Source organism: Nonomuraea sp. NPDC047529 (assembly GCF_040642995.1).
GTDB lineage: Bacteria > Actinomycetota > Actinomycetes > Streptosporangiales > Streptosporangiaceae > Nonomuraea.
In genome coordinates this window covers 51,984-74,946 of sequence record NZ_JBEYTJ010000039.1, presented here as the reverse complement: position 1 = coordinate 74,946, position 22,963 = coordinate 51,984, and the positions used below count along the sequence as shown (strand labels likewise).

The 22,963-nt window shown below is 70.9% G+C and carries 20 protein-coding genes; 12 read left to right on the top strand and 8 right to left on the bottom strand.

What is annotated here, in order from left to right:
• The first annotated feature begins 75 nt into the window (after positions 1-75).
• Complete coding sequence (locus tag ABZ815_RS41740) at positions 76-1,614, top strand: FHA domain-containing protein (RefSeq protein WP_357706969.1); 1,539 nt, start codon at positions 76-78, stop codon at positions 1,612-1,614.
• Positions 1,615-1,860: 246 nt separating this feature from the next.
• Here ABZ815_RS41740 and ABZ815_RS41735 read toward each other — a convergent pair whose 3' ends face one another.
• Both ABZ815_RS41735 and ABZ815_RS41730 read right to left on the bottom strand, forming a co-directional pair.
• On the bottom strand, positions 1,861-2,358 hold the full coding sequence (locus tag ABZ815_RS41735) for a hypothetical protein (RefSeq protein ID WP_357706968.1): 498 nt from the start codon (positions 2,356-2,358) through the stop codon (positions 1,861-1,863).
• Positions 2,359-2,519: 161 nt separating this feature from the next.
• Positions 2,520-3,611, bottom strand: a complete 1,092-nt coding sequence (locus tag ABZ815_RS41730) for a GNAT family N-acetyltransferase (protein WP_357706967.1) — start codon at positions 3,609-3,611, stop codon at positions 2,520-2,522.
• A gap of 55 nt (positions 3,612-3,666) precedes the next feature.
• Between ABZ815_RS41730 and ABZ815_RS41725 the strand changes: the two genes are divergently transcribed.
• From ABZ815_RS41725 to dop, 6 genes are all read left to right on the top strand, one after another.
• Positions 3,667-4,518: a tRNA (adenine-N1)-methyltransferase gene (locus ABZ815_RS41725; RefSeq protein ID WP_357706966.1), complete on the top strand. Its 852-nt coding sequence runs from the start codon at positions 3,667-3,669 to the stop codon at positions 4,516-4,518.
• Positions 4,519-4,722: 204 nt separating this feature from the next.
• Complete coding sequence (arc, locus tag ABZ815_RS41720) at positions 4,723-6,486, top strand: proteasome ATPase (RefSeq protein ID WP_357706964.1); 1,764 nt, start codon at positions 4,723-4,725, stop codon at positions 6,484-6,486.
• 192 nt (positions 6,487-6,678) lie between these two features.
• A complete protein-coding gene (hypF, locus tag ABZ815_RS41715) occupies positions 6,679-8,937 on the top strand; it encodes a carbamoyltransferase HypF (RefSeq protein ID WP_357706962.1) in 2,259 nt (752 codons plus the stop codon).
• A 52-nt stretch (positions 8,938-8,989) separates the two neighbouring features.
• The gene (locus ABZ815_RS41710; protein ID WP_357706960.1) at positions 8,990-10,009 is read left to right on the top strand and encodes a pyridoxal-phosphate dependent enzyme; all 1,020 of its coding nucleotides are present in this window, start codon (positions 8,990-8,992) and stop codon (positions 10,007-10,009) included.
• A 66-nt stretch (positions 10,010-10,075) separates the two neighbouring features.
• Positions 10,076-11,155 (top strand): acyltransferase, encoded by a 1,080-nt coding sequence (locus ABZ815_RS41705; RefSeq protein WP_357706959.1) that lies wholly within the window; start codon positions 10,076-10,078, stop codon positions 11,153-11,155.
• Between the two features lie 86 nt (positions 11,156-11,241).
• Positions 11,242-12,759 (top strand): depupylase/deamidase Dop, encoded by a 1,518-nt coding sequence (gene dop, locus ABZ815_RS41700; RefSeq protein WP_357706958.1) that lies wholly within the window; start codon positions 11,242-11,244, stop codon positions 12,757-12,759.
• 26 nt (positions 12,760-12,785) lie between these two features.
• Here dop and ABZ815_RS41695 read toward each other — a convergent pair whose 3' ends face one another.
• Complete coding sequence (locus ABZ815_RS41695) at positions 12,786-13,190, bottom strand: hypothetical protein (protein ID WP_357706957.1); 405 nt, start codon at positions 13,188-13,190, stop codon at positions 12,786-12,788.
• A 149-nt stretch (positions 13,191-13,339) separates the two neighbouring features.
• Here ABZ815_RS41695 and ABZ815_RS41690 point away from each other — a divergent pair, with 149 nt between their 5' ends.
• Positions 13,340-13,549: a ubiquitin-like protein Pup gene (locus ABZ815_RS41690; protein ID WP_132622197.1), complete on the top strand. Its 210-nt coding sequence runs from the start codon at positions 13,340-13,342 to the stop codon at positions 13,547-13,549.
• Between the two features lie 70 nt (positions 13,550-13,619).
• Here the strand turns inward: ABZ815_RS41690 and ABZ815_RS41685 are convergent, their stop codons facing one another.
• Genes ABZ815_RS41685 through ABZ815_RS41665 form a run of 5 tightly spaced genes read right to left on the bottom strand, consistent with a single transcriptional unit; the run spans position 13,620 to position 18,803 of the window.
• On the bottom strand, positions 13,620-14,657 hold the full coding sequence (locus tag ABZ815_RS41685; protein WP_357706956.1) for a DNA polymerase IV: 1,038 nt from the start codon (positions 14,655-14,657) through the stop codon (positions 13,620-13,622).
• A 22-nt stretch (positions 14,658-14,679) separates the two neighbouring features.
• The gene (locus tag ABZ815_RS41680) at positions 14,680-15,726 is read right to left on the bottom strand and encodes an ABC transporter ATP-binding protein (protein WP_357706955.1); all 1,047 of its coding nucleotides are present in this window, start codon (positions 15,724-15,726) and stop codon (positions 14,680-14,682) included.
• Positions 15,723-16,541, bottom strand: coding sequence for a carbohydrate ABC transporter permease (locus ABZ815_RS41675; RefSeq protein ID WP_357706953.1), 819 nt, complete (start codon positions 16,539-16,541; stop codon positions 15,723-15,725). Before ABZ815_RS41675 ends, ABZ815_RS41680 begins: the two co-directional genes overlap by 4 nt.
• A complete protein-coding gene (locus ABZ815_RS41670; protein ID WP_357706952.1) occupies positions 16,538-17,464 on the bottom strand; it encodes a sugar ABC transporter permease in 927 nt (308 codons plus the stop codon). Before ABZ815_RS41670 ends, ABZ815_RS41675 begins: the two co-directional genes overlap by 4 nt.
• Positions 17,439-18,803, bottom strand: a complete 1,365-nt coding sequence (locus ABZ815_RS41665) for an extracellular solute-binding protein (protein ID WP_357706951.1) — start codon at positions 18,801-18,803, stop codon at positions 17,439-17,441. The genes ABZ815_RS41670 and ABZ815_RS41665 overlap by 26 nt, the downstream gene beginning before the upstream one ends.
• A gap of 170 nt (positions 18,804-18,973) precedes the next feature.
• Here ABZ815_RS41665 and prcB point away from each other — a divergent pair, with 170 nt between their 5' ends.
• The 4 genes from prcB to pafA all read left to right on the top strand — a co-directional run bounded on the left by prcB (position 18,974) and on the right by pafA (position 22,900).
• Positions 18,974-19,822 carry a proteasome subunit beta gene (gene prcB, locus ABZ815_RS41660; protein ID WP_357706950.1) on the top strand — a complete coding sequence of 283 codons (849 nt, stop codon included), beginning with the start codon at positions 18,974-18,976 and terminating at the stop codon, positions 19,820-19,822.
• A 21-nt stretch (positions 19,823-19,843) separates the two neighbouring features.
• The gene (prcA, locus tag ABZ815_RS41655) at positions 19,844-20,698 is read left to right on the top strand and encodes a proteasome subunit alpha (protein WP_357707011.1); all 855 of its coding nucleotides are present in this window, start codon (positions 19,844-19,846) and stop codon (positions 20,696-20,698) included.
• 153 nt (positions 20,699-20,851) lie between these two features.
• Positions 20,852-21,406: a hypothetical protein gene (locus ABZ815_RS41650; RefSeq protein ID WP_357706949.1), complete on the top strand. Its 555-nt coding sequence runs from the start codon at positions 20,852-20,854 to the stop codon at positions 21,404-21,406.
• Between the two features lie 135 nt (positions 21,407-21,541).
• Complete coding sequence (gene pafA / locus ABZ815_RS41645; protein ID WP_125642647.1) at positions 21,542-22,900, top strand: Pup--protein ligase; 1,359 nt, start codon at positions 21,542-21,544, stop codon at positions 22,898-22,900.
• The last annotated feature ends 63 nt before the right edge of the window (positions 22,901-22,963 follow it).

Here is a 22,963-nt window from a genome sequence, read left to right as displayed (position 1 = left end):
CGGGGAGGAGAGTTGAGTGACCGAGCGCAGCGAGGGCACCGATGAGCGCAGCACGGTCGTCATGAGGGAGGGCGCATGAGCGGCCAGGGCTTCGGAGTGGTGCGTCCCCTTCCCGGTGACGGGCTCGTCGCCTACGTCGGCGGGTTGTTGCTGGTGTGCGACGCGGGCGAGACGGCCGCCGACGGCCTGATCGAGGCGCTGCGCGACACCGCCGCCTCCGGCGGCGACGGCCGGGCGCTGGCCCGCCGCGCGGCGCAGGTGCTGGCCGCCAACATGGCGGGCGACCCGGTCACGTGCGCGGTCGCCGGTCCCGTCGGCGGCGGCGTGGCGGTGCTGGTCAGCGGCTCCGCGTCCGCCTCGGTCAGCACCTCGGGCGGCGAGACGCGCCTGGCCGGCAGCGACTCGCTGACCTGGGCCGACCGGCTGATCAGCGGCCCGGTCGAGCGCGTCGAGCTCACCCTGCCCGGCGCCGGCGCCGCGCATCCCGCGGTCGGCTTCGAGGGCGGCGTCGTCCACGGCGGCGGCCTGATCGGCGACCTCACCGACCAGCCGGTGCACGTACGTCCCCAGGCGCAGGCGCCCGACCGGTCCAGGCCGCTCACCAGCGAGCTGCCCAACACGGGCCTGCACATGGAGCCCGACCTGGCCCCGCCGGTCGAGCCGCCGGTCGAGCGACCGGTCGAGCGGCCTCCCTACCCGCTGGCCGACCAGCCGCCGCTCGTCCAGCAGGGCCCGCCCTCGGGTGCGCAGGCCGGCGTCCCGCACCCGGGCCCCTCGTCCGGCCCCCACTCCGGCCCCCACTCCGGCCCTCCGTCGCTGGACCAGCCGCCGTTCGGGCACGACCAGCCGCCCTTCGGCCAGGAGCAGCCGCCGTTCGGCCACGAGCAGCCGCCCTACCTCCCGCCCCAGGACCAGCCTCCCTACCTGCCTCCGCAGGAGCAGTCCCACCCCGAGCCCCCGCAGCAGTTCCCCTCCTACGACGACCTGCCGCCGGCCGGCAGCGGCATGGCCGACCACCAGCAGCAGCACCTGGGCCCGCCCGACCACTTCGACCAGCCGGCCCCGCCCGTGCTGGGCCCGCCGGAGCACTTCGACCACCCGGGGCCGCCGCCGCAGGAGCAGCAGGGCGACCACGGTGACCGTCCGCTGGTCTACGGGGTCGACTGCAAGAACGACCACTTCAACGACCCCAGGGTGCCCTACTGCGCCGTCTGCGGCATCGCCCTGGTGCAGCGGACGCTGGTGCCGTACAAGGGGCCGCGGCCCTCGCTCGGGGTGCTCATCCTCGACGACGGCACGGCGCTGCCGCTGGAGAGCGACTACCTGCTGGGCCGTGATCCCGAGCGCGCGCCCGAGGTGGCGGGCGGCTCGGCCAGGCCGGCCAAGGTCACCAGCCCCGACGGCTCGGTCTCGCGCCGCCACCTGCGGGTGGCCCTCGACGGCTGGGACGTCAACCTGGTCGACCTGGGCTCGGTCAACGGCACCCAGATCCAGCCGCCCGGCGACCCCAACTTCTACGACATCCCGCCCAACGAGCCGGTCACCATCGCGCCCGGCACGACGGTCCGGGTGGGCGTCTCCCGCACCCTGCGTTTCGAGGCCCACCGGGGCTGATCGAGGGGCTGATCGAGGGGCTGATCGAGGTCCCGTCCGCCCGCATTCCCTCGCCGGGAGTGCGGGCGTTCGTGTGCCGGGAAGCTGTTGCTGGAATTGCTTGGATAATGCCTGATATTTCCCGTCTGAATGCGAAATATCGGGACCGGAGAACGCATTTCCTGCGAACGCTGCGTGACGTTTCCGGAAAAGTCCGGACTTGATCGGCGGCCCTCTCGGAAAGCGGGATCCGGGCCGTCCAAAGGGTCAGCCGGGCCGGAAGGTCCGTACGCCGCGGAACAGCCGCACGGCCGTCTCCAGCCCGCGCGCGCCCTCCACCGCCCGCCCCGCCGCCGTCGCGAACCGGCCCAGCAGGTGCTCGTCCCCCTCCTGGAACCCCCGTCCCGCCACCCATACGAACGTGTGGTCGCGCAGCTGCGCCGGCACCGGGACGGCCAGGAACCCCGGCTCGCCCATCGTCTCGTCCCGGGCCAGCCGCAGGGCCTCCTCCGCGACGGCCAGCTCCTTCAGCACCCCCGACTCCGTCAGCCACCGCCGCACCCGCAGCGGGTCACCCGGCGGCGCGTGGACGTGCACCGGACGGGCCTCCCGCCGCAGCACGTCCACGTGGACGAACCCCGCGTACGCGGTGCCCGCCACGACGGCCGCGGCACGCGCGAGCCGATCGATCACGTCGGCGACCTCCAGGCAGGAGAACGCGGAGATGAGGTCACGCATGGCGATATCGACACGGTTGTTTGGCATCGCGGTGATTCCCTCGGGTAGAGGGGGAAGAGATCGCGCGGCCCGGTCACGCGAAACTCCGAACGGTGCCCCGGAGTATCACCCTCGACGCGGCTCTTGACTACCCCTCAACAGGAAATTGCGATTTTTCCGCATTTAGGAGGTCAGGCCGGCCGAGCCCTTCACGACGACCGCAGCCGCACCCACTCCACGTCGTCCGCCCGCGTGCCGTCCGGCTTCGGGAACAGCTCCCGGTGCAGGCTCTCCCTGCTGAAACCGGCGCGCTCCAGCACCGCGTGCGAGGCCGTGTTCACCACGTCGGTGCCCGCCACGATCCGGTGCAGGGACGTGCGCGCGAACGCCCAGTCGACCAGCAGCCGCACCGCGCGGGTCATGAACCCCCTGCCGCGGAAGCCCGGCACCAGCGAGTAGCCGATCATGGCCTGCCCGAGCACAGGGGCGACCTGCATGAGCTGGAGGTGCCCGGCGAAGGCGCCGGTGGCCGCGTCCCTGATCGCCAGCTCGATCCGCTGGCCGGTGGCCCACCAGTAGCCGGTGCAGCGGCAGCGCTGCTCGTCCTCCGCCAGGGAGGCCGGCGGGGTCAGGGAGTAGGCCGTCACGCTCGGGTCGCACATCATCCGGTGGTACTCGGCGGCGTCGTCCACCGAGAGCGGCACGAGCCGCACCACGCCGTCGTTCAGCTCGCCGCCGTCGAAGAAGGGCAGGTACGGCTCGTCGGCCGGCGCCGGCTCCCCGGCGATCCTGGCGAAGGACACCAGGTCGGCCCACCGCCCGTCGCGCAGCCGCCTGGCCCTGCGCCGGCGGCCCTCCTCGCGGAACCCGGCCCTGAGCGCGACCTTGAGGCTCGCCACGTTCTCCACCTCGGCCTGCAGCTCGACCCGGTGCACCCCCTGGTCGGCCAGCCAGTCGGCGACCGCCCTGGCGGCCCGGGCGGCCACGCCCCTGCCGCGCGCCCAGGGCGCCACCACGTAGCCGATCTCGGCCGTGCCCCAGCGGTCGGGCGGGCGGACCCCGATCGCGCCGCAGTAGCGGCCGTCCTCGGTGACGGCCCACTCCGCGCCGCCCGAGTCCCACTTGTCCTCGGCGTACTTCAGGTAGGCGAGGGCGTCCTCGGCCCGGTACGGCGAGGGCAGCAGCGGCAGATGCCGGGCGGTGACGGGATCGTCCATCGTGCGCGCGACGGCCTCGGCGTCGGGCTCGGCGGGCATTCGCAGGATCAGGGGGCCGGTGGAGATCACGTCGCGCGGGAGCATCCCCCATAGATACCGTGCGTCCGGACGCGGGAGAAACCCATATAACCTTGCCACCATGGGTTTCCGCAGGCATGGGCCGTTCCAGGCAGGGGATCAGGTGCAGCTCACCGACCCCAAGAACAAGCGCCACACGATCACGCTCAAGCAGGACGGCGTCTTCCACACGCACAAGGGCGCCATCCCGCACAGCGACCTGATCGGGCAGCCTGAAGGCTCCGTCGTGCGGTCCTCCGGCGGCACCGCCTACCTCGCCTTCCGCCACCTCCTGCAGGACTACACGCTCGCGATGCCGCGCGGCGCGGCCGTCATCTACCCCAAGGACGCCTCGATGATCGTCGGCATGGCCGACGTCTTCCCCGGCGCCCGGGTGATCGAGGCCGGCGTCGGCTCCGGCGCCCTGACCTGCTTCCTGCTGCGCGCCGTAGGCCCCGAGGGCCACGTGACCTCCTACGAGCGCCGCGAGGAGTTCGCCGAGGTGGCCCGCAAGAACGTGGAGAAGTTCTTCGGCGGCCCCATGGACGACAACTGGCGCCTGGCCCTCGGCGACCTGGTCTCCTCGATCGACGAGACCGACGTCGACCGCGTCATCCTCGACATGCTCGCCCCCTGGGAGTGCGTCGACGCCGCCGCCAAGGCCCTCACCCCCGGCGGGGTCATCTGCTGCTACGTCGCCACGACGACCCAGATGTCCAAGACCGTGGAGGCCATTCGCGATCACGGGTGTTTCACCGAGCCTCATGCGTGGGAGACCCTGGTTCGCGACTGGCATGTCGAAGGGCTCGCGGTTCGTCCCGATCATCGGATGATCGGCCACACCGGCTTCCTCGTCAGCGCCCGTCGCATGGCAGACGGAGTGACGCCGCCACCGCGACGCCGCCGACCGAAGGGAACCACCGAGGAACTATGACAATTTGGCCACGAGGGTGCGTTGGTGCGTGACACGGGAACAGATCGCCGTGTTCATATGCTGGGAGTATTAAACGCACCATTGGGGATTATTCACCGAATACTGCATGTCACTCGACGAACACTGCCCGGCCAGGTTACGGAGGGGCCCGAGATAGGTAAGGTCCTTAGTAGTCGCCCTCGACTGGGAAGGAGGTGACGGGGCGTGGCAGCTCGCGATGATGCTGAGGCTCGAGCCGCGCAGCGCGAACGGGAGGTCGCTGATCTTTCAACACAGGTCTCCTTCCTGCAGGAGGAGATCACCGCGCTGAGGCGGAAGCTGGCCGAGTCACCCCGTCAGGCCAGAGTCCTCGAAGAGCGTCTCCATGAGGCACAGGCGAATCTCGCGGCCGTGACCGGCCAGAACGAGCGCCTGGTGGCCACACTCAAGGAGGCCAGGGACCAGATCGTCGCTCTCAAGGAGGAGGTCGACCGGCTGGCGCAGCCGCCGTCCGGCTTCGGCACCTTCCTTGAAGCCCGAGAAGACGGCACGATCGAGGTGTTCACCGGAGGGCGCAAGCTCCGGGTGAACGTCAGCCCCGCCGTCGACGTCGACTCGCTGAGGCGTGGCCAGGAGGTCATGCTCAACGAAGCGCTCAACGTGGTCGAGGCACTCGGCTACGAAGAGGTCGGCGAGATCGTCATGCTCAAGGAACTGCTGGACGAGGGCAAGCGGGCCCTGGTCATCTCGCACGCCGACGAGGAGCGCGTCGTGCGACTGGCCGACTCGCTGGTCGGCCAGCCCATCAGGGCCGGTGACTCGCTCCTGCTCGAACCCCGCTCCGGCTACGTCTACGAGCGCATACCCAAGTCCGAAGTCGAAGAGCTCGTCCTCGAGGAGGTCCCCGACATCTCCTACGAGGAGATCGGCGGGCTCATGCGGCAGATCGAGCAGATCAGGGACGCCATCGAGCTGCCCTACCTGCACGCCGACCTGTTCCGCGAGCACAAGCTCCGTCCCCCGAAGGGCGTGCTGCTCTACGGCCCGCCCGGCTGCGGCAAGACGCTCATCGCCAAGGCGGTCGCCAACTCGCTGGCCAAGCAGGTCGCCGAGAAGACCGGCCAGTCGGGCAAGAGCTTCTTCCTCAACATCAAGGGCCCGGAGCTGCTCAACAAGTACGTCGGCGAGACCGAACGGCACATCCGCCTGGTCTTCCAGCGGGCTCGTGAGAAGGCCTCCGAGGGCACCCCGGTGATCGTGTTCTTCGACGAGATGGACTCGATCTTCCGCACCCGAGGCTCCGGCGTCTCCTCCGACGTGGAGAACACCATCGTCCCTCAGCTGCTGTCGGAGATCGACGGCGTCGAGGGCCTGGAGAACGTCATCGTGATCGGCGCCTCCAACCGCGAGGACATGATCGACCCCGCGATCCTGCGGCCCGGCCGCCTGGACGTGAAGATCAAGATCGAGCGGCCCGACGCCGAGGCGGCCAAGGACATCTTCTCCAAGTACCTGCTGGCCGAGCTTCCCCTGCACCCCGACGATCTGTCCGAGCACGGCGACTCTCGCGAGGCGACCATCCACGGCATGATCCAGAGTGTGGTCGAGCGCATGTACACCGAGAGCGAGGAGAACCGCTTCCTCGAGGTGACCTACGCCAACGGTGACAAGGAAGTCCTCTACTTCAAGGACTTCAACTCGGGCGCGATGATCCAGAACATCGTCGACCGGGGCAAGAAGATGGCCATCAAGCAGTTCCTGGAGAGCGGCCAGAAGGGTCTGCGGGTGCAGCACCTGCTCACCGCCTGCGTCGACGAGTTCTCCGAGAACGAAGACCTGCCCAACACCACCAACCCCGACGACTGGGCCCGCATCTCCGGCAAGAAGGGCGAGCGGATCGTCTACATCCGCACGCTGGTCTCCGGCAAGCAGGGCACCGAGGCCGGCCGTTCGATCGACACGGTCGCCAACACCGGCCAGTACCTGTAGGGAAGCAGCTGGAAAGGGCCGCGCGGCCGACCGCGCGGCCCTTTCCATGTCCGCTGTGCGCCCGCGGGGGGCTCGCCGGGCCCGACGTGGGGCGCTCGCCGGGAGAGCCGTGGGGCGCCTGCCGTCAGAAGGGGCGCGCGACACGCGTCATCCGCCGTACAAGCAGGCTCGACGAGGCGCACACTGGGGCCTGTGACAGTCCGCAAACGGGTGGACGTCCGCGTCGAAGGCGTCGTCCAGGGCGTGGGCTTCCGCCCCTTCGTGTATTCGCTGGCCAGCAGACTCGGCCTGGCCGGACGCGTGCGCAACGACGTCGAGGGGGTGTTCATCGAGGTCGAGGGCGCCTTGGCGGGGGTCGAGGAGTTCCTGACCGCGCTGGAGCGCGACGCGCCGGCCCTGTCGGAGATCGAGAGCGTCACCGTGGTCAGCGGCGCGCCCGCGGGCCACCGGGGCTTCACCATCACCGCCGGCGACCCGGCCGGCCCGCGCCGCGCCCTCGTCCCGGCCGACCTGGCCACCTGCGACGACTGCCTGCGTGAGCTGGCCGACCCGGCCGGTCGCCGCCACCGCTACCCGTTCGTCGCCTGCGCCAACTGCGGGCCGCGCTTCACCGTCGTGCGCGGCGTGCCCTTCGACCGGCTGCTGACCACCATGGCCGGGTTCGCGATGTGCGCCGACTGCTCGGCCGAGTACCACGACCCCGGCGACCGCCACTTCCGCGCCGAGCCCACCTGCTGCCCGGCCTGCGGCCCGTCCCTGCGTCTGCTGGACGCGCGCGGCGCCGACCTGTGCGGCGACCCGATCGCCGCCTGCGCGAGCCTGCTGCGGGCCGGCCGCGTCGTCGCCGTCAAGGGCCTGGGCGGCTTCCACCTGGCCGTGCCCGCCGCCCACCAGGAGGCCGCCGCGGCCCTGCGGGCCCGCAAGCACCGCGCGGAGAAGCCGTTCGCCGTCATGGTCGCCGACCTTGACCAGGCCCGCCGCCTGTGCGCGGTCGACGGACAGGCCGCCGAACTGCTCACCGGCCGCGCCCGCCCGGTCGTGCTGCTGCCCCGGCTGCCCGGCGCGCCGGTCGCCGACGCGGTCGCGCCCGGCAGGCGCGACCTCGGCCTGATGCTGCCCTACACGCCGCTGCACCACCTGCTGCTCCGGGAGCTGGCCGAGCCCATGGTGCTGACCGGCGGCAACGTCTGCGACGAGCCCATCGCCCACGAGGACGCCGACGCCGTCACCCGGCTCGGCGGCATCGCCGACGCCTTCCTCGTGCACGACCGGGCCATCCACGTGCGCGCCGACGACTCCGTGCTGCGCCCGTGGTCCGGCGGGCACACCGTGCTGCGCCGCGCCCGCGGCCACGCGCCCGAGCCGCTCACGCTGCGCCGTCCCGCGCCCCGCCCGGTGCTGGCCTGCGGCGCCGAGCTGGGCAGCACCTTCTGCCTGGTACGCGGCCGGCGCGCCTTCCTGTCCCAGCACATCGGCGACCTGGACGACCAGGAGACCCTGCGCTCCTTCGTCGAGGGCATCGACCACTTCTGCGGCCTGTTCGACATCCGCCCCGAGGTCGTCGCCCACGACCTCGACCCCGGCTACCTGTCCACCAGGCACGCCCTGGAGCTGACCGGCGTCGAGCTAGTCGGCGTCCAGCACCACCACGCCCACATCGCCTCCTGCCTGGCCGACAACGGCGAGACGGGCCCGGTGATCGGGGTGGCGCTCGACGGGCCCGCCCACGGCCTCGACGGCACGCTGTGGGGCGGCGAGTTCCTGCGCGCCGACCTGGCCTCCTGCACCCGGCTCGGCCACCTGGCCCTGGTCCCGATGCCCGGCGGCGCGGCCGCGGTCCGCCAGCCGTGGCGCATGGCCGCCGCCTATCTGCGCGACGAGCACCCGGGCCTGGACGTCGTCCGCCGCAACGCCGCCCACTGGCCCGACGTGCTCGCCCGGACCCGTACCGGGGTGGGCGCGCCCATGACCTCCAGCGCCGGCCCGCTGTTCGACGCCGTCTCGGCGCTGCTCGGCATCCGCGACACCGTCACCTACGAGGGGCAGGCGGCCGCCGAGCTCGAACAGCGCGCCGACCCCGCCGAGACCGGCTCGTACGCGGCCACCATCACCGAGGGCGACCTGCTCGTCGTGCACGCCGCCGACCTCGTACGGGCCGCCGCCGCCGACGTCGCGGCCGGGATCGGCCCCGGCACGATCGCGGGCCGCTTCCACAACGGCGTGGCCGACGCCGTCGTACGCTGCTGCGTCATGCTGAGGGACGGCACGGGCCTGAACACCACGGCGCTGTCGGGCGCCGTCCTGCAGAACGCGCTGCTGCTCGAACGGACCGTCGAGCGCCTGCGCGCGGCCGGGTTCCGGGTGCTCACCCACACCCGGGTGCCGCCCGGCGACGGCGGGCTCAGCCTCGGCCAGGCCGCCGTGGCCGCCGCCCGCGACCGCTCCACGTGACACCCGCCCGGGTGCCGGGGAACGACGCCCGGCCCGTCCTAGCATGGCGATCATGCACTTCTTCAACCCCGGCCGCACGCCCTCCACCGAACGCGACCGCGAGCTGATCGGCGTCGGGCACGCCCGGCAGGCCCGCGCGCACTTCGCCCGGCACCCGGCCTACCGGCCCACGCCCGTGCACACCCTGACCGACCTGGCCGGGGCGGGCACCGTGCACGTCAAGGACGAGAGCGGCCGCATGGGCCTGGGCAGCTTCAAGGCGCTCGGCGGGGCCTACGCCGTGCACCGGCTGTCCGAACGCGACGGCGGCGGCACCACGTACGTCTGCGCCAGCGCCGGCAACCACGGCATCTCGGTCGCGGCCGGGGCCAGGGAGCTCGGCGCGCGCTGCGTCGTCTACCTCAGCCACCAGGTCCCCGAGCCGTTCGCGCACCGGCTGCGCGCCCTGGACGCCGACGTCGTCCGCGAGGGCGACGACTACGACGCGAGCCTGGCCGCCGCCCTGCACGCCTCCCAGGAGCACGGCTGGCGCCTGGTCGCCGACACCTCCTGGGAGGGCTACCACGACATCCCGCTGGACGTCATGCGCGGCTACACCGTCCTGTTCGACGAGATCGAGATCCCGCCGACGCACGTGTTCGTGCAGGCCGGGGTCGGCGGGCTGGCCGCCGCCGCGGCCGGGTACACGCGCGACCGGTGGGGCGAGCTGCCCAGGATCGTCGTGGTCGAGCCCGACGGCGCGCCCTGCCTGCTGGAGAGCGCCCGCGCGGGCGAGCCGGTGCACTCGGCCGGCGCGCCGACCCGGCTGGGCAGGCTCGACTGCCTGGAACCGTCCCTGATCGCCTTCGACCTGCTGCGCCGTCAGGCCGACCTGTTCGTCACCGTGGCCGACGAGCAGGCCGCCGAGGCCGCCGCCCTGCTGGCCAGGCGCGGGGTGGCGCTGTCGGAGTGCGGCGCGGCGGGGGCCGCCGGGCTGCTCGCCCTCGACCCGGGCACCCGCGAGGCGATCGCTCTGGGCCCCGCATCACGCGTGTTGCTGGTGGGAACAGAGGGACCTGTGGAACCAAAGTGATCACAGGGTCGTCAAAAGGGCGTGCACCAACCTAACCGGCCAAAGCATGCTCGGGGAGACGGCCGGTTGGCCGAACTCGACCTCCTGCGCTTCATCGCCGCCCTGGCGGTCGTCGCCTTCCACTATCTGGTGGCCTTCGCCTCGGTCTGGGGGGCCAGGCCCGCCGCGCTGTTCCCCCCGCTCGCGCCCTTCGCCGGGCTGGGCATCCTGGGCGTGGAGCTGTTCTTCGTCATCAGCGGGTTCGTCATCCTCATGACGGTCTGGGGGCGGGGGCTCGGGGCGTTCGCCCGGTCGCGGCTGGTGCGCCTGTATCCGGCGTACTGGCTGAGCCTCGGCGCCGTGGCGGCCCTGTACGGGCTGACCGGCGCCACCGCGCTGGACCCAAAACTTTCACCAGGCCAGTACCTGGTGAACGCCACCATGTTCCAGCGGCTGTTCAAGGTGGCCGACGCCAGCGGCGTCTACTGGTCGCTGTGGGCCGAGCTGCGCTTCTACCTGCTGATCGCGATCCTGGTGATCGTGGGCGTCACGTACGGGCGGGTGCTGGTCTTCTCGGGCGTCTGGCTGGCCGCCGCGCTGGCCGCCAGGATGATCGAGAACGACCTGCTGAACGAGATCCTCATGCCCGACTACGCCCCTTATTTCGTCGCCGGCATGGCCCTGTATCTCATCCACCGCAACCGCAAGGCCCTGCTCCCGTGGCTGTACGTCGCCGCCGGGTACGCCATGGCCATCCCCGCCGCGCTGGGCCGCGTGCACCGCCGGATCGACGCCGCCGGGTTCAAGAACATGCCCGTCACCGACACCAGCGTGATCGTCACCATCACCCTGATCTTCATCGCCATGGCCCTGGTCGCCCTCGGCCTGATCCGGCTCAAACCCTCGAAGACGCTCACCGCGCTCGGGGCCACCACTTACCCGCTTTACCTCTTCCATGGGGTCACCGCGGCGGCGCTCATCCCGTTGCTCACCGGCGACCTGCCCCCCTGGACGGTGGCCCTGGTCACGACCGTGGCCGCCGTCGTGCTGTCGTATCTGATCTACTCCTTTGCCGAACGGCCGATCCAGCGACTACTCAAGCCCCGCAGATCCCCGCAAATCACAACAAGCTCCGCCGTACAGATTGAAAAGGCGTCGGTGCCATAACTCTGTGGCCTCGGGGCACTGTGAAGGGCATAGGCTCGGGCATATAAACGGCGGATAGGCAGATCCGGACGAACAGAGGGTGTTGCATGACGGTGCGTCGGGTGATGGGCATCGAGACCGAATACGGCATCTCCGTACCAGGTCAGCCAGGCGCCAACGCGATGGTGACCTCCTCCCAGGTCGTGAACGCCTACCTGGCCGCCTCGGCGGCCCGCGCGCGCAGAGCGCGCTGGGACTTCGAGGAGGAGAACCCGCTCCGCGACGCGCGCGGCTTCGACCTGGCCCGCGAGGTCGCCGATCCCAGCCAGCTCACCGACGAGGACCTCGGGCTGGCCAACGTCATCCTCACCAACGGGGCCAGGCTCTACGTCGACCACGCCCACCCGGAGTACTCCTCGCCGGAGTGCACCAACCCGCGGGCGGCGGTCATCTGGGACAAGGCCGGCGAGCGCGTCATGTACGACGCGGCCACCCGCGCCTCGGCGGTCCCGTCCAACGCGCCGATCCAGCTCTACAAGAACAACACCGACGCCAAGGGCGCCTCCTACGGCTGCCACGAGAACTACCTGATGCGGCGCGCCACGCCGTTCGCCGACATCGTCCGGCACCTGACGCCGTTCTTCGTCTCCCGGCAGGTCGTCACCGGCGCGGGCAAGGTCGGCATCGGCCAGGACTCCCGCGGCGAGGGCTTCCAGATCAGCCAGCGCGCCGACTTCTTCGAGGTCGAGGTCGGCCTGGAGACCACGCTCAAGCGGCCCATCATCAACACCCGCGACGAGCCGCACGCCGACCCCGAGAAGTACCGCCGGCTGCACGTGATCATCGGCGACGCCAACATGTCGGAGATCTCCACCTATCTCAAGCTGGGCTCCACCGCGCTCGTCCTGGCCATGATCGAGGAGGGCTTCCTCACCCGCGACCTGGCCGTGGAGAACCCGGTCCAGTCGCTGCGGGCGGTCAGCCACGACCCGAGCTGCCGCTACGAGATCCCGATGCGCGACGGCCGCAGGCTCACCGCCGTGCAGCTCCAGATGGAGTACCTGGAGCAGGCCCGCAAGTACGTCGAGGAACGCGGCACCGCCCAGGACGAGATGAACAAGGACGTCCTCGACCGCTGGGAGTCGGTGCTCACCCGCCTGGCCGAGGACCCGATGCAGCTCTCGCGCGAGCTGGACTGGGTCGCCAAGCTGGAGCTCCTGGAGGGCTACCGCACCCGCGACAGCCTGCCCTGGTCCCACCCGAGGCTGCAGCTCGTCGATCTCCAGTACTCCGACATCCGCCCCGACCGCGGCCTGTACAACCGGCTCGTGGCGCGCGGGCGCATGCAGCGCCTGATCAGCGAGGAAGAGGTCGAGCGCGCGATCGAGCTGCCGCCGACCGACACCCGCGCCTACTTCCGGGGGCGCTGCCTGAGCCAGTACAGCGAGTCGGTGGCCGCCGCCTCCTGGGACTCGGTGATCTTCGACATCCCGGGCCGGGAGTCGTTGCAGCGCGTGCCCACGCTCGAACCGCTGCGTGGCACCAAGGCCCACGTCGGCGAGCTCTTCGACCGCTGCCGCACCGCGGCCGACCTGGTCGCCGCGCTGACCGGCACCGGGGAGTAGAGCGGCCCCGGGCCGCCCCCGGGGGCTCACAGCAGGCCGATCCCCAGCGTCAGCGTGCCCACGGCCAGCGACGCGCCGCCCACCGCGGTCAGCCAGATCAGCCGGTTGGGCTTGGTGTCGCGCGGCCGCACCACCGACAGGAAGAAGCCCAGCGGCATCAGGATGGGCGCGGCGACGATGAGCGTCCGCGTCAACGCCTTCACGCCGTCCGGAAGGCTCGCCTGGTCCACGTACAGCATCGCGACCAGGCTGAACAGCACCAGGACGCCGGCGTGCGCGTGCCCGGCCCGCCACAGCCCCCTGCGGACGGGGTTGTCCAGGTAGCCCGGTTCGTTGCGCATGAGGAATCGCAGCAGGGTCACGCCGCCGAACGCGACGCCCGGGACTGTGATGAGGAGCACACCTGCCGTGCTCAGCGAAGAAGGTGACATGTCGGGATCTCCTTGTGTATAGGTGCATCCATTATTGGATAGGAGTGCTATCCAGTCAAGCCGCCAAGATCGCAGGCTGTTCGACGCGAAATGTCGTCAGGTTCGGGGAAGATATGCCTTAGAGGCAGTCCCCCAAGCGGAGGTAGGACATGGCAACCAAGGACACCGGCGGGCAGAAGCAGACCGGCCGGCGTGAGGCCGAAGTTGAGGAGACCGAGGCCTCGGCGGCGCCGGACGTGCAGGAGCGACAGGAGAAGCTCACTGACGATGTCGACGCGATCCTGGACGAAATCGACGAAGTGCTCGAAGAGAACGCAGAGGAATTCGTGCGTTCCTATGTGCAAAAGGGTGGCGAGTAGGGCTGACGAAGCCTTGTCCTCACCGCTCTGACCATGGGGAAGGATGAGCCCCGGCCGTCCCGGCCGGGGCTCACTCCTCGGGGGCGGTGTACTCGACCGCCACGCCGAGCAGCCTGACCGGCCGGTCGAGGTCGAAGCGGCCCAGCACGGCGAGCGCCGCCCGGGTCAGCGTGCCGGGATCGGCCGTCGGCGCCGGGAGCGTGGACTGCCGGGTGCGCGTCAGGAACGGGGCGAAGCGCACCTTGACCGTCACCCGCGCGCAGAGACGCCCCTCCGCGGCCGCGTCGCGGGCGACCTGCCCGGCGAGATCGGCCACGTGGCCGGCGATGGCGTCGCGATCGGTAAGGTCACGGGGGAACGTGGTCTCGCGGCTGTGACCGCGGGCCACCCAGGGGGTGGTGACCACCTCGGCCTCGCCCCTGCCGAGGGCCAGGTAGTGGTACCAGGGGCCGTTGACCGGCCCGAAGACGCCGGCCAGCGCGGCCGGGTCGGCGGCGGCCAGGTCGGCGACCGTGCGCAGGCCGAGCCCGGCGAGCTTCTTCGCGGTCCGGGCGCCGATGCCCCACAGCGCGTCCGTCGGGCGGTCGTTCATCACCTCCGCCCAGTTCTCGCCGGTCAGGCGGTAGATCCCGGCGGGTTTGGCGAACGCCGAGGCGAGCTTGGCCTGGTGCTTGTTGTCGCCGATGCCGACCGAGCAGCTCAGCGTGGTGCGGTCGAGCACGACCCGCCGCAGGTCGCCCGCCAGCGCCTCGGGGTCGTCGGTCGTGGCTCCGACGAACGCCTCGTCCCAGCCCCAGACCTCCACGAGCACCGGCAGCTCGCGCAGGGCGGCCATGACCCGCTCGGAGGCGGCCTCGTAGGCGGGCGGGTCGCTGGGCAGGAAGACGGCCTCGGGGCAGCGCCGCAGCGCGGTGCGCAGCGGCATGCCGGAGTGCACGCCGTGCTCGCGGGCCTCGTAGGTGGCGGTCGCGGCGACCGTGCGGGGCTGGGTGGGGTCGCCGGAACCGCCCACCACGACGGGCCTGCCGCGCAGCTCGGGATGGCGCAGCAGCTCCACGGCGGCGATGAACTGGTCGAGGTCGACGTGCAGGATCCAGGACCTGGCCATGGGTCCAGTATGCGGGCCGGGCTCACAGCAGCCGGTCGTCGCGGTAGACCAGGGCGCGGCGCGGCACGGCCCAGCGCGAGGCGCCGAGCGGCGGCTCCTCGCCCTCGGGCACGACGGCCTGGATGAGCCCGCCCGGGGACTCCAGGGTGATGAGGGTGTGGGTGCCCATGTTCTCCAGGACGGAGACCACGCCGGGGAAGGCGTCGGGGCGCTCGGCGGGGGACAGGTCCATGTACTCCGGGCGTACGCCGTACGTCACCGGGACGTCGTCGTCCGGGGCCAGGCCCTCGGGCAGCGGGCGAAGGGCGCCGGCCACCTTGAGCCCGGAGTCGGTGACCTGGGCGGGCAGCAGGTTCATCGGAGTGGAGCCGATGAAGGAGGCCACGAACGTGGTGGCCGGCCGGTGGAAGATCTCCGACGGGGTGCCGACCTGGATCATCGAGCCCTTGGACATGACGGCGATGCGGTCGGCGAGCGCGAGCGCCTCGGCCTGGTCGTGGGTGACGAACACAGTGGTGACGGCCAGCTCCCGCTGCAGCCGCTTGAGGAAGGTGCGGGCCTCCAGGCGCAGCCGGGCGTCGAGGTTGGACAGCGGCTCGTCGAACAGGAACGCGGCCGGATGGCAGGCGATCGCGCGGGCCAGCGCCACCCGCTGCTGCTGTCCGCCCGACAGCTCGGCCGGACGCCGCAGCAGCAGCTCGGTGAGGCTGAGCCGGGCCGCGACCTCGGCCGCCTTCTCCACCCGCCGGGCGCGGGGCACCTTCTTGATGCGCAGCGGGTAGGCGATGTTGGCGGTGACGTCCATGTGGGGGAAGATCGCGTAGTCCTGGAAGACCATGGCGACGTCGCGCTCGCCCGGCGGCAGCGCGGTGACGTCCCGGTCATTGATGGCGATGGTCCCGGAGGTGGGGGTCTCCAGGCCGGCGATGCTGCGCAGGAGGGTGGTCTTCCCGCAGCCGGAGGGGCCGAGCAGGGCGAAGAACTCGCCGTCGGCGACGGTGAGCGCGAGGTCGTCGAGCGCGCGTACCCCGCCGGGGAACACCTTGGTCAGGCCGTGCAGGGAGATCAACGCTTGATTCCTCCGTGGAAGCGGAAGCCGTACCGCTGGGAGACGAACAGGTACATCAGCACCACCGGCAGGGAGTACAGCAGGGAGAAGGCGGAGATGAGGTCGAGCCTGGGCGCGCCGCCCTCGGTGTAGAGCGTGTAGAGGATGATCGAGCCGGGCGCCTTGTCGGGGTCGCGCAGCAGGATGAACTGGAACAGGAACCCGCCCCACACGCTGGCCAGCGCCCACACGGCGATGGTGGCCAGGCCGGGCCGGACGAGCGGGACCACGATGTGCCGCAGGATCTGCAGCGAGGAGGCGCCGAAGACGCGGGCCGACTCCTCGTAGGAGGTGGGCGTCTCGTCCATGAAGTCCTTCAGGATGAAGATCGCGGCGGGCAGCAGCCCGGCCGAGACCACGAGGATGACGCCGAGATGGGTGTCGATGAGGCCGAGCCGGGTGGCCAGCTCGAAGATCGGCACCATCGCCGCCGTGCCGGTCACCACGGACGACAGCAGCAGGAGCAGGTAGAGCAGGACGTCGCGGCCGGGCAGCCGCACCCGCGACAGCGCGTACGCGGCCAGCGCCGACAGGACGACGACCAGCAGCGCGGCCCCGCCGCCCTGGATGAGGGAGTTGCGGATCGAGCCCAGCGCGTACGGGTTGTCCAGGACGGCGGCGAAGTTGCGCAACGTGAACTCGGGGATCGACGTGGTGATCGTGGGCGTGTCGTCGAAGGGCGCGCTGGCCAGCCAGAGCATGGGCAGCGCGAAGAAGGCCAGGACGACGGCGACGACGACGGTTGCGGCCAGCCGCCCGACGGTGTGACGGATCATGCGGGCGGTCCTCCGGCGGCGGCGGCCTCCGGCGCGCGGCGACGGCCGCGCAGCAGCCGCAGGTAGGCCAGGGCGAAGACGAGGTTGATCAGCAGGATGAGGAAGGAGATGGCGGCCCCGACGCCGAGCTGCCCGTCCTGGAGGGCGACGCGGTAGACGTACACGGGCAGGATCTCCGAGCGGCCCTCGGGCCCGCCGCCGGTCAGCACGAACGGCGTGAAGTCGTTGAACGTCCACAGGCTGATCAGCAGCAGGTTCGTCAGGACGTGCCGCCTGATCGTGGGCAGCACCACGTCGCGCAGCTGCTGCGGCACGCTCGCGCCCGCCAGCCGGGCGGTCTCCAGGTGCGAGGGCGGTACGTTCTCCAGGGCGGCCGAGTAGAGCATCATCGAGAACGCGGTGCCGCGCCACACGTTGAAGACGATGATCGACAGCAGCGGGTAGTCCAGCAGCCAGGCGAACCCGGGCGTGTGCAGCAGGGCGTTGAGCGTGCCGTCGTCGCGGTCGAGCAGCGCGAACCACAACATGCCGACCACGGTGCTGGGCAGGATCCACGACAGCAGCACCGCGCCCTCGACGATCCTGCGCAGCGGGCCGGTCCGGGAGCGCAGGATCCAGGCCAGGGCGAACCCCAGCCCGGCCTGCCCGACGACGGCCGAGCCGCCGACGTACAGCAGGGTGAGCCACAGGGAGGACAGGAAACGCGGGTCGGCCAGCGCGGTGGCGTAGTTGTCGAGCCCGACGACCTGGGGGTCGGCGGCGGCCAGGCCGGTCAGCCGGTAGTCGGTCAGGCCGAGGTAGACGGTCCACAGGGCGGGGAAGAGCAGGAAGACGCCGATCAGGACCAGGGCGGGCAGGACGAACGCGACCGCCCTGCCCCGGCCCAGCCCCGCGGCGTCAGCCGCCGACGTTGGCCGCGCCACCGACCAGTCCCTCCAGCCTGCCCTGGTACGCCGCGGCCGCCTCGTCCGCGCTCTTGCCGCCGACCACGGCCGCCGTGGCCTCCTGCAACGCGGTCGAGACCTGCGGGTAGACGGCCAGTCCCGGACGGTAGGCGGTGACCGGCAGCACCTCGTCGGCCACGTACTTGAGCATGGGGTCGGCGGTCAGCACCTCTTCGTTGACGTCGGTACGGGAGCTGATGCGGGCCTGCCCGGCCAGCTGCGACTTGGTCGCGGCCGCAGAGTGCATGAAGGCCAGCAGCTCCCAGGCCAGCTTGGGGTTCTTGGAGAAGGGGTTGAGCACGCGTACGGCCCCGCCCGACATGCTCACGAAGTCCTGGCCGCGGATTCCGCCGCCGGGCTGCCTGGCCGGGATCTTGGCGTAGCCGACGACCTGGTCGCGGTCGGGCATGGGGGCGACCCCGGCCTTGGGCTCGATGACCGAGCGCCAGAAGTAGTCGCTCTCGGCCAGGATGGCGATCTTCCCGGCGGCGAACTGGGCGAAGGACTTGTCGCGGCCCTTGGCCTCCTGCTGGAGCTTGGGGTCGCCGAGCCCGCTGCCGCCGTAGATCTGCTGGTAGAAGCCCAGGACGTCCTTGACGGCCTGGGAGGCGCCGGCCCACTTGCCCGAGGCGTAGATCTCCGACCCGGCGCCGGCCAGCAGGGGGAGCACGCCCTGCATGGTGGTGGCCTCGCCCATGGCGGTGCCGGCGTCGATCTGGACGGGCGTGGGCACCCCGGCGGCCTTGAGCTTGACGCCGGCGTCGATGATCTGCTGCCAGCTGGTCGGCTGCCAGGTCTCGGGCAGCCCGGCCTTCCTGAACAGCGCCTTGTTGTAGAACAGCACCCGGCCGTCGGTGCCCTGAGGCAGGCCGTACTTCTTGCCGTCGAAGATGCCGAGGCCCTGGACGGCCTGCGGGATCTGCGACCAGCCCTCCCACTGCTCGACGCCGGCGCCGCCGACCTCGGTGAGCGGCTTGATGTATCCGGCCTGGGCGAACTCGCCGACCCAGATGCCGTCCAGGTCGATGACGTCGGCCCCGGTCCTGGACTTGAGGTCGAGAGCGATCTTGGTCTTGTACTGCTCGTCGTCCACGCCGTTGCCCTGGAAGAGCACCTTGACGTTCTGATGGGTCTTCTCGAACTCGGGGATGACCCACTTCTTGATCCAGGCGGCGGACTCGGAGTTCTTGCCGCCCTCGATGGAGTTGGCGGTGATGGTGAGGGTGATGCTGCCCCCGGACTGGGTGCCGGAGCCGCAGGAGGTGAGGGCCAGGACGGCGGCTGCCGCGACGAGCGCGGGCCGGCTGGGGAGTCGCAAGTCGGCCTCCTGTTCAGGACGTGCAGACATACCGACAATTGCACGGGGTGTGGCGGGCGTAAAGAAACGATCTGATGAACGGTTCGCCGTGAGCTGATCGTGGGAAGTGCAGACAGCAACGCAACATGAGTAGGGTCGGCCTAGAGACACTGATGTTGGGAGGGAGTCGCGTGGCACCTAACAGGGATCTGCCCGTCGGCCTGGTGGACCAGCTTTTCCGAAACTCAGGGAACTCCTCGTTCACCGAGTTCGTCGGCTCGTACGCGCCCGAGTTGCTGCCACAGCGTCACCAGGCGCTGGCCACTCCGATCGGCGACCAGGTCCCGCACGCGACCACGATCGTGGCGGCCACCTTCGCGGGCGGCGTGGTGATGGCGGGCGACCGGCGGGCCACCTCGGGGAACATCATCTCGCAGCGTGACATCGAGAAGGTGTTCCGCGCCGACGACTACTCGTGCATGGGCATCGCGGGCACGGCCAGCACGGGCATCGAGATGGCCCGGCTCTACCGTGTCGAGCTGGAGCACTACGAGAAGATGGAAGGCCGCACGCTGTCGGTGGCGGGCAAGGCCAACCGGCTGGCCACCATGATCCGCGGCAACCTCGGCATGGCGATGCAGGGCCTGGTGGTGGTGCCGCTGTTCGCGGCCTACGACCCCGACCGCGACCAGGGCCGCATCTTCAGCTACGACGTGGCGGGCGGCCCCTACGAGCGTGACAGGTTCGACGCCATCGGCTCCGGTTCGATCTTCGCGCGCGGCTCGCTGAAGAAGCTCTACCGCGACGGCGCCTCGGCCGACGACATGGTGATGACGGTGATCCAGGCCCTCTACGACGCGGCCGACGACGACTCGGCGACCGGCGGGCCCGACGTGTCCAGGAAGATCTGGCCGATCGTGTCGGTGATCGACGCCGACGGCTTCCGCAGGCTGAGCGATCAGCAGGTGGCCGACCACGTCGAACAGATGCTGGAGGCCCGGATGATCTCGCCCGACGGCCCCATCGCCCCGCTGCGCTAGAAAGGACCACTGCCCGTGTCCATGCCTTTTGGATATGCGTCCCCTGAGCAGATCATGCGGGACAAGGCCGACTACGCGCGCAAGGGCATCGCGCGGGGCCGGTCCGTCGTCGTGCTGCAGTACGTCGACGGCATCCTGTTCGTGGCGCCCAACCCGTCGCGGGCGCTGCACAAGATCAGCGAGATCTACGACCGCATCGGGTTCGCCGCCGTCGGCCGCTACAACGAGTTCGAGGAGCTGCGTCTCGGCGGCATCCGCTACGCCGACATCAACGGCTACACCTACGACCGCTCCGACGTCACCGGCCGCGGCCTGGCCAACCTCTACGCCTCCAACCTGGGCCGCATCTTCACCGAGTCGATCAAGTCGCTGGAGGTGGAGGTCGTCGTCGCCGAGGTCGGCGACACCCCCGACGGCGACGCCATCTACCGGCTGACCTTCGACGGCTCGGTGTTCGACGAGCACGGCTTCGCGGCCATGGGCGGCCAGGCCGACGCCGTGGCCGGGCGGCTGAAGGAGCGCTACCGCGAGTCGATGTCGCTGGCCGACGCCCTGGAGGTGGCGCTGGCGGCGCTCACCGAGCCGGGCGGCGAGCGGCCGCCGGTCGCGCAGCTGGAGGTCGCGGTGCTCGACCGCAACCGTGAGCACCGCAAGTTCGTGCGGCTGACGGGCGCGCGGCTGGAGCGCCTGCTCGCCCGGACCACGTCGTCCGTGACGCCGCCCGCCACTCCGCCCGCGACCCCGCCGGCCGAGTCCGACTCGGAGCCGCCCGCCACTCCGCCCGCCACTCCGCCCACGACGCCGCCTGCCGCGCCCCCGACCGGCCCGCCCACGGGCCCTGAGGGCGACGTGGACGACGGGTCAGGGCCGCTGTAAGGCCCGAAGACCACCGGCAGAGGGCGAGGGCCGCCCCGGCGGCCCGCGCCCTCTGCCGGGCGGCGGCCCCGGCGCGGGGGGGGCGGGGGCCGGGTGGGCGGTATCACTGGCGCGACGGTGAACCCTGGGGCGCGAGGTGGGATCTCAGCAAGCGTGAACACTTCGATGCGCACCCTCCTCGCCGGCGGCACCGTCGCCGCCGCGCTGCTGGCCTCCGTCGTCGCCGCCAACGCGGCCACCGCGGCCACCGCAACGACCTCGACCGCGTCGGCCTACCCGGCGTACAAGAAGCCCGCGATCTTCGGCACGAGCTTCCAGGCCGACCCCGGCCACGACTTCACCAAGGGCATCCACTCCCGCCACAACGGCATCCTGCGCGGCTGGATCACCGACGTGCGCGGCGGCGTCGCCGAGTACGAGCCCATCAAGTGGAAGCGGTCCAAGCAGACCGAGGGCTACTTCGTCGGCCCGCCCGAGGGCGACGTGACGGCCTACGCCTCCCCGATCGCCAAGGACGTCGTCTTCCTGTCGGCCTACGGCTGCAAGCCGGAGATGGCGGCCATGACCGTCGACCGCAACACCGGCCTGGGGGCCAAGCGCTGTCCCTCGTCCGTCCTGGTCAAGCGGCACAGCAAGCAGCGGCAGCCGTCGCTCGTCACGGTGTACCAGGGCAAGATCGTCAAGGTGCAGGAGATCTACACCCCGTGAACCGGCTCCGCGCTTCGCGGGGGCGGGCGCGGACCTGGTAAAGCCCATCCAACAAACCTGGCAAATGGGACGTCCGCCGGAAAACACCTGTGAAGATCTCTCCCGATCGCCGATCCATGGGCATAGTGTGAGGTGATGGATCGTCGCATCTTCGGGCTGGAGAACGAGTACGGCGTGACCTGCACGTTCAGGGGACAGCGCAGGCTGTCCCCCGACGAGGTCGCGCGCTACCTGTTCCGGCGGGTCGTGTCCTGGGGCCGATCGAGCAACGTCTTCCTCCGCAACGGCGCACGTCTCTACCTCGACGTGGGCAGCCATCCTGAGTACGCAACACCCGAGTGTGACAACGTCATCGAACTCGTCACGCACGACAAGGCGGGCGAGCGCATCCTTGAGGGCCTTCTCGTCGACGCCGAGAAACGCCTGCGCGAAGAGGGCATCGCGGGTGACATCTATCTCTTCAAGAACAACACCGACTCGGCCGGCAACTCCTACGGCTGCCACGAGAACTACCTGGTGGGCCGGCACGGCGAGTTCGGCCGCCTGGCCGACGTGCTGATCCCGTTCCTGGTGACCCGGCAGATCGTGTGCGGCGCGGGCAAGGTGCTCCAGACGCCGCGCGGCGCCGTCTACTGCGTCTCGCAGCGGGCCGAGCACATCTGGGAAGGCGTCTCCAGCGCCACCACCCGGTCCCGGCCGATCATCAACACCCGTGACGAGCCGCACGCCGACGCCGAGCGCTTCCGCCGCCTGCACGTCATCGTCGGCGACTCCAACATGAGCGAGACCACGATGCTGCTCAAGGTCGGCGCGACCGACCTGGTGCTGCGCATGATCGAAGCCGGCACGGTGATGCGCGACCTGTCCCTGGAGAACCCGATCAGGGCCATCCGCGAGGTCTCCCACGACATGACGGGCCGCCGCCGGGTGCGCCTGGCCAACGGGCGCGAGGCCTCCAGCCTGGAGATCCAGCAGGAGTACCTGTCCAAGGCCCAGGACTTCGTCGACCGGCGCGGCGGCGACGCCATCACCCGCCGGGTGCTGGAGCTGTGGGAGCGCACGCTGCGCGCGGTCGAGACCGGCGACCTCGACCTGGTCTCGCGCGAGATCGACTGGGTGACCAAATACCAGCTCATCGAGCGCTACCGCAAGAAGTACGACCTGCCGCTGTCCTCGCCCAGGGTGGCCCAGCTCGACCTGGCCTACCACGACGTCCACCGCAAGCGCGGCCTGTTCTACCTGCTGCAGAAGCGCGGCTCGGTCGAGCGGGTGGCCTCCGACCTGAAGATCTTCGAGGCCAAGTCGGTGCCGCCGCAGACGACCAGGGCGCGCCTGCGCGGCGAGTTCATCCGCAAGGCGCAGGAGAAGCGGCGCGACTTCACCGTCGACTGGGTTCACCTGAAGCTGAACGACCAGGCCCAGCGCACGGTGTTGTGCAAGGACCCCTTCCGCAGCGTGGACGAACGGGTCGACAAGCTCATCGCGGGCATGTGAGGAACGGGCCGGGGCGTGGTGTTTACCTCGGCCCTACCTCGATGTCGGGTAGGGTGACGCGAA